At 66.9% G+C, this 12,052-nt stretch carries 11 protein-coding genes; 3 read left to right on the forward strand and 8 right to left on the reverse strand.

Features of this window, described 5'->3' with window-relative positions; translation table 11 throughout:
- Nucleotides 1–9: 9 nt before the first annotated feature.
- The 6 genes from RTU05_RS00375 to kdsA form a co-directional block, all read right to left on the reverse strand.
- Nucleotides 10–468 (reverse strand): NfeD family protein, encoded by a 459-nt coding sequence (locus RTU05_RS00375; RefSeq protein ID WP_312594733.1) that lies wholly within the window; start codon nucleotides 466–468, stop codon nucleotides 10–12.
- Nucleotides 469–488: 20 nt separating this feature from the next.
- A complete protein-coding gene (locus RTU05_RS00380; RefSeq protein WP_312594735.1) occupies nucleotides 489–1,478 on the reverse strand; it encodes an SPFH domain-containing protein in 990 nt (329 codons plus the stop codon).
- 75 nt (nucleotides 1,479–1,553) lie between these two features.
- The gene (locus RTU05_RS00385; RefSeq protein WP_312594737.1) at nucleotides 1,554–2,645 is read right to left on the reverse strand and encodes a DUF3089 domain-containing protein; all 1,092 of its coding nucleotides are present in this window, start codon (nucleotides 2,643–2,645) and stop codon (nucleotides 1,554–1,556) included.
- A complete protein-coding gene (rfaD, locus tag RTU05_RS00390) occupies nucleotides 2,645–3,646 on the reverse strand; it encodes an ADP-glyceromanno-heptose 6-epimerase (RefSeq protein WP_312594739.1) in 1,002 nt (333 codons plus the stop codon). Before rfaD ends, RTU05_RS00385 begins: the two co-directional genes overlap by 1 nt.
- Nucleotides 3,643–5,124, reverse strand: coding sequence for a D-glycero-beta-D-manno-heptose 1-phosphate adenylyltransferase (gene rfaE2, locus RTU05_RS00395; RefSeq protein WP_312594741.1), 1,482 nt, complete (start codon nucleotides 5,122–5,124; stop codon nucleotides 3,643–3,645). Before rfaE2 ends, rfaD begins: the two co-directional genes overlap by 4 nt.
- 18 nt (nucleotides 5,125–5,142) lie before the next feature.
- Entirely contained in the window at nucleotides 5,143–6,021 is an 879-nt protein-coding gene (kdsA, locus tag RTU05_RS00400) for a 3-deoxy-8-phosphooctulonate synthase (protein WP_409411576.1), read from the reverse strand.
- Nucleotides 6,022–6,131: 110 nt separating this feature from the next.
- On the opposite strand from kdsA, the gene RTU05_RS00405 reads away from it, so the two are divergent.
- The 3 genes from RTU05_RS00405 to sseA are packed head-to-tail and all read left to right on the forward strand — an operon-like array spanning nucleotide 6,132 to nucleotide 9,659.
- Nucleotides 6,132–7,586, forward strand: a complete 1,455-nt coding sequence (locus tag RTU05_RS00405) for a deoxyribodipyrimidine photo-lyase (protein ID WP_312594745.1) — start codon at nucleotides 6,132–6,134, stop codon at nucleotides 7,584–7,586.
- Between the two features lie 31 nt (nucleotides 7,587–7,617).
- Complete coding sequence (locus RTU05_RS00410) at nucleotides 7,618–8,838, forward strand: cyclopropane-fatty-acyl-phospholipid synthase family protein (protein ID WP_312594747.1); 1,221 nt, start codon at nucleotides 7,618–7,620, stop codon at nucleotides 8,836–8,838.
- Nucleotides 8,835–9,659, forward strand: a complete 825-nt coding sequence (gene sseA, locus RTU05_RS00415; RefSeq protein ID WP_312594749.1) for a 3-mercaptopyruvate sulfurtransferase — start codon at nucleotides 8,835–8,837, stop codon at nucleotides 9,657–9,659. Before RTU05_RS00410 ends, sseA begins: the two co-directional genes overlap by 4 nt.
- Nucleotides 9,660–9,664: 5 nt before the next feature.
- Here the strand turns inward: sseA and RTU05_RS00420 are convergent, their stop codons facing one another.
- Nucleotides 9,665–11,020: a dicarboxylate/amino acid:cation symporter gene (locus tag RTU05_RS00420; protein ID WP_312594751.1), complete on the reverse strand. Its 1,356-nt coding sequence runs from the start codon at nucleotides 11,018–11,020 to the stop codon at nucleotides 9,665–9,667.
- A 33-nt stretch (nucleotides 11,021–11,053) separates the two neighbouring features.
- On the reverse strand, nucleotides 11,054–12,022 hold the full coding sequence (locus RTU05_RS00425; protein ID WP_312594757.1) for an amino acid ABC transporter substrate-binding protein: 969 nt from the start codon (nucleotides 12,020–12,022) through the stop codon (nucleotides 11,054–11,056).
- Nucleotides 12,023–12,052: the final 30 nt, after the last annotated feature.

Raw genomic sequence — 12,052 nt, forward strand, 5'->3', positions numbered from 1 at the left:
CGTAACGGTTCAGAGGCTGGCCTGAACCGTCAGGCGCGAGCCGTCGACACGCTTGACCACGACGTCCTGCCCCTCTCCCGGCGCCTCGCCCTCGATCTCGGCCGACCATTCGGCGCCGGAAACGAAGACCCGGCCCCGTCCATCGACGAAGCCTTGGACCACCCTCGCCCTCTGGCCGATCAGGCGGCTGTCGCGGTCGTTGATGTCGGGGCCGTCGGGATTGGCCTTGGCGATCAGTCGGCGCGACAGCAGGGTCGATATCACAGTCAAGAGAGCGAACACCGCCACCTCGCCGGGCAGGCCCAGCCGCACGCCCGCCGCCGTCATCACCGCGACGACCCCGGCCGAGACGGCTGGCCACAGCAGCCATTCGGTCGAGAACATCGCCTCGACCGCCAGCAGCAGCACGCCAACGGCCAGCCAGATCCAGAACGGCTGGGCGACATAGAAATCGGCGAGCGCGGTCATCGATCAGCTTTCTAAATGGATCAGGCGGACGGCGGGACGCTGCCGGGCGCGGGGCGACGCGGCGGGGCGGGACGTGCGGGCGCCGTCGCGGATCCGCTCTGCTGCTTGGCCAGGCCGACCATCTCGCCGATGCCGGCGATGGTGCCGACCAGGGCGCCCATTTCGGCCGGCACGATGACGGTGCGCTGCTGCGGGCTGCGGGCCAGTTCGGCGAAGGCCTCGACGTATTTCTGCGCCACGAAATAGTTGATGGCGTTCACGTCGCCGCGCGCGATGGCTTCCGACACCATGGCGGTGGCGCGGGCCTCGGCCTCGGCTTCGCGTTCGCGGGCCTCGGCGTCGCGGAAGGCGGCTTCCTTGCGGCCCTCGGCCTGCAGGATGGCGGCCTGTTTGGCGCCCTCGGCGCGGGCGATGGCGGCGGACTTTTCGCCGTCAGCCTCGGTGATGACGGCGCGGCGCTCGCGCTCGGCCTTCATCTGGCGGGCCATGGCGTTGGTGATGTCGGTCGGCGGGGTCAGGTCCTTGATCTCGATCCGGTTAACCTTGACGCCCCAGGGCTCGGTCGCCGCATCGATGACGTGCAGCAGTCGGGTGTTGATGCTGTCACGCTGGCTCAGCACCTCGTCCAGCTCCATCGAACCGACCACCGTCCGCAGATTGGTCATGCACAGTTGGGAGATCGCATAGGGCAGATCGTCGACGCGATAGGCGGCGCGGGCGGAATCCATCACCTGGATGAAGACGATGCCGTCCACCTTCACCATGGCGTTGTCCTTGGTGATGACCTCCTGAGTCGGGACGTCCAGCACCTGCTCCATCATGTTCATGCGACGGCCGACCCGCTCCACGAACGGCGTCAGGAAGCCGATGCCGGGGCTCAGGGTCTTGGTGTATTTTCCGAAACGTTCGACCGTGAATTCACGGCCTTGAGGCACGATCTTGATCACGCTGATCAAGAGCACGATGGCCAGCAGCAGCACGACGCCGGCAAAGATGGTGGTCACGTCCATTCGGGTCCTCCCTGAGGCGTCGAGCCTACCCGCTGCGCGCGAGCGGCGCCACAGAAACCGGCGGCGCCTGTTGTCTCAGGCGCCGTTTCGCCGCCGCCACGCGCCGACCCGCGTCGCCACGTCGCGCTCGATATCGCCGTAAAACAGATTGTAGGGCACGATCTTGCGCCGATCGGCCCAGCTTCCAGCAGCCGTCAGGAAGTCGGCGTCCGGCGCGCTGTGCCACAGCAAACCGCCGCGACATTCGGTCGAGATCAGCCGCCCGGTCAAGGCCGGCCGCGCGCCCCATTCAAGGCCCGTGGCGTTCGTGGCCCCGCTGTGCTGGCGCGCCTCGGCCCGAGGTTGATCGCTGGCGTCGGTGACCGGATTGACGCAGATCGGCGCGGTCTCCAGCCCGACCAGTTCGCCACGGTCGTTCCACTCCAGCGCGCGACGAAGAGCGCGGCGGGCGGCTGACTCATCGCCCTCCTGCACCGACATCCAGGCCACCAGACAGCCGGTCTGGTCGGCGGCGTCGCAAGCCGCGATCCGTCCATCGAACATTTCGCGACTGACCAACGTCTCGATCAAATAGGCGGCCGCCAGGCGCGCCTTCAGCGCCGGATGGGCCTGCAATTCCTCGCGCACCAGACGGGCCGCCAGTTCGCCGCCCTGCTCCACCCCTGCAATGACGATGGGCCCGTTCGGATGGTTCTGCAGCCACAGATCGAAGGCCCGCTTCACGTCCCCATAGGCGAAGGCCCTGGCCTCGCGCGCGTCGTCGCGCAAGGTCAGACGGGTGTAGAGGCTGGCCTGACGATACAGCGGCGCGCTGACCTTGGCCTCGCGCGCGAACGGCGACGCATAGTTCGGCAGGACGACGCGGCGCATATAGGCGTTGGCCCGCGCGTCATTGATGGCCCCGTTCCAGCCCGACCCGCCATCGAAGGTCGTCGGCATCACGAAGAAGACCGAGGCATGATCCGACCGCCCGTCGTCCTGCAACGCCCAGGACAGGGCCGAACGATAGTCCGGCTCGGCCGGCGGCTCATAGGTCTGGAACGGCACCTGAGGGTCCAGACCGGCCCGCAATATATCTCCGCTCCAGACGGCGACGGCGGCGGTCATCACGAAGACGGCGGCGAACCCCGCATAGCCGACCCATTGCCTGAAGGTCAGCCTACGCATCAGCGGTATGGATCGGCCGTGGACAGGAAGTTCTGGACATAGCGACGAACGCCCTCTTCCAACGGCGTCGACTGCCCCTGGAAGCCGGCGGCGCGAATGCGGTCCATGCGCGCTTCCGTAAAATACTGGTAGCGATCCCGGATCGAGACCGGCGTATCGACATAGTCGATGGACGGCGACTGGCCCGCTGCGGCGAAGGTCGCCTTGGCCAGGTCCGCGAACGACCGCGCCTGACCCGACCCGGCGTTGAACACGCCCGACACCTCGGGCGACTGCAGCAGGAATTCGATGATATCGACCACGTCGTCGACATAGACGAAGTCCCGCATCTGCCCCCCGTCGGCGTAGTTCGGATTGTGCGAGCGGAACAGGGTCACGGTCTCACCCGCCTGAACACTGGGCCAGATCTGGGCCACGACCGACTTCATCCCGCCCTTGTGGCCCTCGTTCGGACCATAGACGTTGAAGAATTTCAGTCCGGCCCACTGACGCGGCGCCTGTCCTCGGTCCGCCTGACGCACCGCATACTGGTCGAACAGCATCTTCGAATAGCCATAGGCGTTCAGCGGCCGAAGCTGAGACAGTGACTCCGCATCGTTATCGTCGTTGAACCCGGTCTCTCCGTCGCCATAGGTCGCCGCCGACGAGGCGTAGATCATCCGCGCGTCACGGATGGCGCACCAATCCCACAGGTCGCGCGACAGGGTGAAGTTGGTCCGCAGGATCAGGTCCGCATCCGGCTCCGTCGTTGAAGAGATCGCGCCCATATGGACGACGGCCTCGATCCGCTCGGCGTGGCGTTCCAGCTGTTCGAAAAGCTCTTCGGGCGACCAGAAGTCGGCGATAGGATGTTTGGCCAGGTTCTTCCACTTGGCCAGATCGGCCGTTTCCAGGCGATCGCAGACCACGACGTCATAGGCCGTCTCGGCCGTCAGGCGCGCCACGATGTTGGAGCCGATGAAGCCGGCGCCGCCGGTCACCACGATCATGCGCGGGGTCATTGCTCTTGTCCTGTCGCCGGTGCGGTCGGGGCGCCGGTGGTCATCTTCTCTATGGTCCGGGTGGTCGAGAAACCGTCCTTGAAATCGGCCAGCTTCACCTCGCCGCCCCAGCTTTCGACCAGATCGCCGCCCACCACGCCCTCGCGCGTATAGTCCGACCCCTTGATCAGGACGTCAGGCCGCAGTCTTTCGATCAGCGCCAGCGGCGTCGGATCGTCGAAACTGGTCACGCGATCAACGCTGGCCAGGCCGCCGATGACGACCGCGCGACTGTCCAGATCGTTGACCGGCCGCCCCTCGCCCTTCAATCGCCGGACGGAGGCGTCGGTGTTCAGCGCCACCACCAGCCGGTCGCACCAGCTGCGCGCCTGGGCCAGATAGGCGACGTGGCCCCGGTGTAGAATGTCGAAACAGCCGTTGGTGAAGCCGACCTTCAGCCCCTGACGCCGCCACGTCTCGACCTCGGCGGCCAGTTCGTCCAGCGGCGTGACCTTGGCGACGGCGGCGCTGGCGTGTTGGCTCATTTCGGCCTCGATCAGTTCGGCCGGCGTGACCACGGCGGTGCCCGCCTTGCCGACCACCACGCCCGAGGCCAGGATGGCGAACTGCACCGCCGTCTCAAGCGAGGCGCCCGCGCCCAGAGCCAGGCCGATGGCGGCCAGACCCGTGTCGCCGGCGCCGGACACGTCGAACACCTCGCGCGCCCGGCCAGGGAAATGCCTCACCGGCGCACCCCGCCTGGCCAGGCTCATGCCCTTGCCGGCGCGCGTAACGATCACGGCCTTGGCGGTGGTGGCGGCCAGCAGGGCCTCCAGCGCCGCCTCCACCTCCGCGTCCGTTCCGACCGGCAGACCCGTCGCCGCCGCCAGCTCCGAGGCGTTGGGCTTGATGACGTCCACCGCGCCGTAGCGGGCGAAGTCGCGCCCCTTCGGATCAACCACGACCGGCGCGCCCGAAGCCTTGGCCGCCGTCAGGGCCGCCGCGATCAAGGCGTCCCCGACGACGCCCTTCGCATAGTCCGACAGAAGATAGACACAAGCATCGGAAAATGCGCCCGAATCCTCGACCCTAACCGGCGCCGCCTCGTCGTCCAGTCGCAGCAACTGCTGCCCCGCCGAGACGAACCGCGTCTTGACGATGGTCGCCGCCCACGCAGGCCTGACCAGCACATCCTCAATGCCCGCTTCGGCGGCGATCAGGGCCGTCAGCTCCGCCCCCGCCGCATCGTCTCCGACCACGGCGCCCAGACGCGCGATGCCGCCTAGGGCCGCAATGTTGCGCGCCACATTGCCCACCCCGCCGGGCATGGCCACGGTGCGCGCGGCGCGCAGCACAGGGATCGGCGCCTCGGGCGAGATGCGGCTGACTTCGCCATAGACGTAGCGATCCAGCATCAGGTCGCCGACGCAGGCGATCTTCAGGCCGCGCACACGCTCCAGCAGGCTCTGCAGGGCGCCCAGATCCAGGGTGTCAGACATTCGCCCGACCTAGAGGATTCACGCCGCCTGCGCCACCGGCGCCTTGGCGCCCAGTTTGATGGCCAGTTCGTCGAAGGCGATCAGTTGCGCGGCCAGGGCCTCGAATTGACCCAGCGGCACCATGTTCGGGCCATCCGAGGGGGCATTGTCGGGATCGGGATGGGTCTCGATGAAGACGGCGTCCACGCCCACAGAAACAGCGGCGCGCGCCAAGACCGGCACGAATTCGCGCTGGCCGCCCGACGACGTGCCCTGCCCGCCCGGCTGCTGGACGCTGTGGGTCGCGTCGAACACGACCGGACAGCCGATGTCGCGTAGCACCGGCAGCGCCCGCATGTCGCTGACCAGGGTGTTGTAGCCGAAGCTGGCGCCGCGTTCGCAGGCCATGACGTTCGGATTGCCCGCCCCGACGACCTTGGCGATGACGTTCTTCATGTCCCAAGGCGCCAGGAACTGGCCCTTCTTGATGTTGATCGCCTTGCCCGTGGCGGCGGCGGCCAGCAACAGATCGGTCTGGCGGCTGAGGAAGGCGGGAATCTGCAGCACGTCCACAACCTCGCCCACCGGCCCGCACTGGGCCTCGGAATGGACGTCGGTCAGGGTCGGCAGGCCGGTGACCTCGCGGATTTCGGCGAAGATCGGCAGGGCCTCCTTCAGGCCGATGCCGCGCGCGGCGCTGGCGCTGGTGCGGTTGGCCTTGTCGAAACTGGTCTTGTAGATGATGCCCGCATTCAGCCGCTCGCCGATTTCCTTCAACTGATGCGCCGTTTCCAGCGCGTGCTGGCGGCTTTCCATCTGGCACGGTCCGGCGATGAAGGCGATTCGTGCGCCGCCGCCGACGACGACAGGCGTCCGAAGACCTTCGGACAACGTAATGACAGCGTTGGGTCGGCTCACGGGTACGGCTTTCTGCATTGAGTGGGTCTGGCGTGCGGGATGCCGCACGTCTGAGGCCATCAGTTGGCGCTCGTCGGCGATGAGCGCAAGTTATCACGGAGTTCGCCCGCTTGGCCAATAAGCCCGTCATTCTCTGGTTCAGGCGCGATCTGCGGCTTCACGACAATCCGGCCCTGAACCATGCGGCCGAGACGGGACGGCCCGTCCTGCCGGTGTTCATCCTGGACGACCATTATGATCGCCCCATCGGCGCGGCGTCGCAATGGTGGCTGGACAAGTCCCTGCGCTCCCTGGACGCCGAACTGACCGATCGCGGCGCGCATCTGATCCTGCGGCGTGGTGGCGCTGCGCCTGTCTTGCAGGGCCTGATCGCGGAGACCGGCGCCGACGCCGTCTTCATGAACCGCCTGTTCGAGCCGGAAGCCTTCGAACAGGACGCGGAGATCGCCCATGGCCTGAAGGCCGACGCTGTCGAATGCCGGGGTTTCAACGGCGCTCTGATGTGTAGGCCAGGCGAAGTGCTGAACGGATCGGGGAATCCATACAAGATCTTCACGCCCTTTCTTAAGGCGCTGCTTTCGGTGTCGGAGGCCCCGCCCCATACCACCGGCCCACGACAAATCGAGACGCCTAGCGGGATAGTCAGCGACGATTTGGACGACTGGGGCCTGCATCCCGCGTCCCCAGACTGGTCCGGCGGCTTCGACTGGACGCCGGGCGAGGCGGGCGCGGCCGAGGCGCTGTCGACCTTCCTCGCCGATGGACTGGCGACCTATACGAATGACCGGGACTTCCCGGACCGCCCCGCGTCCAGCCGCCTGTCCCCGCATCTGCATTGGGGCGAGATCAGTCCGTGGCACGCCATCGACCGCGCCCGCCAAGCCGCCGAGGCTGGCAAGGTCTCGCCCGCCGAGGCCGAAAAGTTCGTCGCCGAGATCGGCTGGCGCGAGTTCTCGGCCCATCTGCTGCATCACTTCCCCTATATCGTCGACAGAGCCTTCCGCCCCGAATACGACGCCATGCCCTGGCACCACGATCCAAAGGATCTTGAGGCCTGGAAGCGCGGCCAAACCGGCTATCCGCTGGTGGACGCTGGGATGCGCCAGCTGTGGACCACCGGCTGGATGCACAATCGCGTACGCATGATCGTCGCCTCCTTCCTGATCAAACATCTGCTGATCGACTGGCGCGAAGGCGAAGCCTGGTTCTGGGATACGCTGGTGGACGCCGACCTGGCCAGCAATGTGCAGAACTGGCAGTGGGTCGCGGGTTCCGGCGCCGACGCTTCGCCCTATTTCCGTATCTTCAACCCCATCGCCCAAGGCGAGAAGTTCGATCCTAAGGGGGGCTATGTGCGCCGCTGGGTTCCCGAATTGGCCGGCCTGCCCGACCGCTGGCTCCACGCCCCCTGGACGGCGCCGGCCGAGGTGTTGCGCGAGGCGGGCGTGCGCCTAGGCCACGACTATCCCCGCCCAATTGTTGAGCACGAGAAGGCCCGCGCCCGCGCGCTCGCCGCCCTGAAAACCGTCTCCGGTCGCGGCGACGATCACAGCGATCGCGATTGACCGACATGTTCTCCAAGCCGAAAGTCCAAGCATGAGCGTCGCCAGCGCCGATCTCGAAACCGTCATCCGCCAGACCCCGCGGGTGTTTGCGATGATGCTGCGCCTGCTGGCCAGGAACTGGACCTTTGGGCGGTTGACGGTCCAGCTGCCGAACGGCGAGGTTCATGTCCTGCAGGGCGACCGTCCGGGACCCTGTGGTATTCTGAACGTCAAGGATTACCGCTTCGCGCGCCGCGTTCTGGCCGCCGGCGACATCGGGTTCGCCGAGGCCTATATGGCCGGCGAATGGGATAGCCCCCATCTGGCCGCCCTTTTGGAGACGCTGGTCGACAACTACGACCACATCCGCCGCCTGTTCGACGGCAACTGGCTGATGATGGCGGTCAACTGGCTGTCGCATCGCGGCAACCGCAACAGCCGCACCGGCTCCAAAAAGAACATCCACGCCCATTACGACCTGGGCAACGCCTTCTACGCCAGTTGGCTGGACGGCTCGATGACCTATTCCTCGGCCCGTTTCGGCCGTGCCGGCGAACCGCTTGAGGCCGCCCAGCGCGAGAAATACGCCGCCCTGGCCCGGATGATGGACATAAGACCCGGCATGACCGTGCTGGAGATCGGCTGCGGCTGGGGCGGCTTCGCCGAGTTCGTGGCGCGCGACATCGGCGCCCGCGTCACGGGCATCACGATTTCAACGGAGCAGCACGATTTCGCCAAGGCGCGGCTGTCCAACGCCGGTCTGTCGGATCGCGCCGACATCCAGTTGATCGACTATCGCGATGTGCAAGGTCGCTTCGACCGCGTCGCCTCCATCGAGATGTTCGAGGCGGTGGGCAAGGAATACTGGCCCGCCTATTTCGGCAAGATCCACGACGTCCTGACGCCAGGCGGCGTGGCGGGATTGCAGATCATCACCATCCAAGACGCCCTGTTCGACGAATACAACGCCCGCACCGACTTCATCCAGAAATACGTCTTCCCTGGCGGAATGCTGCCGTCCGAAGCGCGGCTGGCGCCGGTGACGAAGGCCGCGGGCCTGACCTGGCAGGCGGTGGAGCGGTTCGGACAGGACTACGCCGAGACGCTGAAACTCTGGGACGAGCGGTTCCAGGCGGCCTGGGGCGACATCAGCCGCATGAAGGGTTTCGATGAACGGTTCCGGCGTCTGTGGCGCTTTTATCTGGCCTATTGCGAGGCGGGCTTCCGCTCGGCCCGCACCGATGTGATCCAACTGACCCTGGCGCGCGCATGAGCTTTCTGATCTCGGCCGAAGACCTGGCGGACCGGCTGGGCCAGCCCAATCTGCGGATCGTCGACGCCAGCTGGCATCTGGACGGCCGCGACGCGCGCGCCGATTTCGCGCAGGCGCATATTCCGGGGGCCGTCTTCTTCGATCTGGACGCCGTGTCGGACCGCGACAGTCCCCTGCCGCATATGATGCTGACCCCAACGGCCTTCGCCGAAGCGGCTGGCGCGCTCGGCGTGGCGGCGGACGATCTGATCGTTGTCTATGACACGGCCGGGCTGTTCTCGGCCGCCCGCGTCTGGTGGATGTTCAGGACTATGGGCGCGCACGATGTGCGGGTTCTGGATGGCGGTCTGCCTCTGTGGCGGTCTCAGGGGTATGCGGTGGGGCAAGTAGCCGCCGCCCCCCAGCCCGCCGTGTTCGATGCAATCGCGACGCCATCCGCCGTCGCCGGGCTGGACGATGTTCGCGACGCCCTGGATGGGGGCGCTCAGGTCATCGACGCGCGCGGCGCCGCCCGGTTCGCGGGCCAGGCGGCCGAACCGCGCCCCGGCGTTCGTAGCGGCCATATGCCGGGCGCTCTCAACCTGCCCTTCGGCCGACTGCTCGATCCCGACGGCAAGATGAAGCGCGGCGACGCCCTGGCCCAGGTCTTCGTCGACGCTGGGGTGGATCTGGATCGGCCCGCGATCACCACCTGCGGCTCTGGCGTCACCGCCGCCATCCTGACGCTGGGCTTGGCCGAGCTAGGTCTGCCGTCGCGCCTGTACGACGGCTCCTGGTCGGAATGGGGCGGGCGTGCGGACACGCCCGTCCAAATCGACTGATCCCTTCAGACCGTTTCGTGTGTCAGGCCGCGTCGAGCGGCGCCAGGCAGGCGTTCCGCCTCGTCCAGATCTTGTGCGTCCGACGTATCGGCCTCGCCGCGCGACACCACGGTCGCCAGGACCAGATCGCCGGTCACGTTCAGCGTGGTGCGGCACATGTCCAGGAAACGGTCGACGCCCAGGATCAGGCCGATGCCCTCGGGCGGCACCTTCACCATCACCAGGATCATGGCCACCACCGGCAGGGAGCCGGCCGGCACGCCCGCCGTCCCCACGCCGCCCAGAATGCAAACCAGCATCACCACCACCTGCTGGGTGATCGTCAGATCGACGCCGAAGAACTGGGCCAGGAACAGCACCGTCACGCCTTCGAACAGGGCGGTGCCGTTCTGGTTGGCGGTGGCGCCCACGGTCAGGACGAAGCGGGCGATCTTGCGCGGCAGCTTCAGCTGCTCTTCGGCCGCCTTCAGCGACACGGGCAGCGAGGCGTTGGACGAGGCGGTCGAGAAGGCCACGACCATCGGCTCGCGCACGCCCTTGAAGAAGGCGATGGGCGAACGTCCGGCCAGCAGCCAGATCACCAGCGGGTAGACGACGAACATATGGATCGCCATCGCCCCCACCGCGACGCCGACGAAGGCCGCCAGCCGCACCAGCAGATCCCATCCGAACAGGGCCGCCAGGTTGAACATCAGGCAGGCGATGGCCAGCGGGGCCAGTTTGATGAACAGGTTGATCAGGGTCATGGAGACCTCGAAAATCCCCTGGATCACCTCCTGCAGCCGATCCGTCGCCGGGCTCTTGGCCATGACCAGACCGATGCCGAAGAACAGGGCGAACACCATCAGCGGCAGGATGGCGTTCTCCGCCGCCGCCGTGACCGCATTGGACGGCACCAGATCCAGGAAGAAGTCGCCCAGTTGTATCGAACTGTCGCGTCCGGTCTGAACGATGCTGGCCGCCCCGTCCTTGCCCTGGGCCAGCAGTTGCTGCGCCACCGCCGGGTCGACTCCGCGACCGGGCTGGAAGACATTGACCATCACAAGGCCGATGACCACGGCGATGCTGGACACCACCAGGGTCAGCAACAGGGTCTTGACGCCCGCGCGGCCCAGGGCGCTGAGGTCGCCCATCTCGGCCACCCCGACCACCAGGGCCGAGAAGAGCAGCGGGATCACCATCATGAACAGCAGGCGTAGGAAGATCTGACCGATCGGTCCGGTCACATTGTCCGTCAGCCAGACGACCCAGGCCGTATCGGCGCCGACGGCCAGATTGACCAGCAGCCCCCCGACCAGCCCCACGGAAAAGCCGATCAGCATCAGCCAATGCAGCGCAAGGCCGCGTTTCGTCTCGGTCATCTTTCCCCCAGGAAGCAGTCCTGCTTTGGGCGCTTATCGGATCGGCAGGCCATAGATCAAGCCGGCAGGGCGCGCGTTCCATTGTGCGTTCAAACCGCGGTCCAGGTCGAGCGCGGATTGCGATCCCAGATTCCGCTCGAAGATCTCGCCATAGTTTCCGACCGCCGAGACCGCATCCTTGGCCCAGGTTTTGGACAGACCCAGCATCGGACCGAAATCACCCTCCGCCCCCAACAGTCGCCGCATGCGCGGGTCGGTCGCGCTCTTGGTCAGGTCGTCGGCGCCTTCGCGCGTCACGCCCAGTTCCTCCGCCAGCATCAGGGCGTTCAGCGTCCAGCGCACGGTCGCGGCCCAGCGCTCGTCGCCTGCCTTCAGCACCGGCCCCAGCGGCTCCTTGGACGCTACGTCCGACAGGATCACATGTTCGTTGGGATTGCTCAGCACCGTGCGGGCCGCCGCCAGGGCCGAGATGTCGGCGCTGAAGGCGTCGCAGTCCTCGCGGTTATAGGCGTCGCGCGCCGCCTCCTCGGTGTCGAAGACCACGGGCCGATATTCGATCCCGCGCGATCGGAAATAGTCGGCGGCGTTGGCCTGAGAGGTCGAGCCGGACTGAACGCACACCCGCGCGCCCGTCAGCTCCGTCGCGCTGTTCAGGTTCAGCGAGCGGCGGACCAGAAAACCCTGGCCGTCGTAATAGTTGACCCCAGCGAATACGAAGCCCTCTCCCGCGTCGCGCGTCATCGTCCAGGACGAGTTGCGCCACAACACATCGATCCGGCCGTCGTTCAGGGCGGCGAACCGGTCCGCCGCCGACAGGGGCACGAACCGCACCGCATTGGCGTCGCCCAGCACCGCCGCAGCCGTGGCGCGGCAGAAGTCCACGTCGAACCCGCGCCATTGCCCCCGGTTGTCGGTATAGGCGAAGCCGACCAAACCCTGGTGAACGCCGCAGTTCAGACGCCCGCGACGCTTGATCGCCTTTACGGTCGGGCTTTCCGGCAGGGCGGCGGGGCCGTTGGCGGCAGGCGTCGC

The sequence above is a fragment of the Brevundimonas sp. genome (assembly GCF_032017145.1).
GTDB lineage: Bacteria > Pseudomonadota > Alphaproteobacteria > Caulobacterales > Caulobacteraceae > Brevundimonas.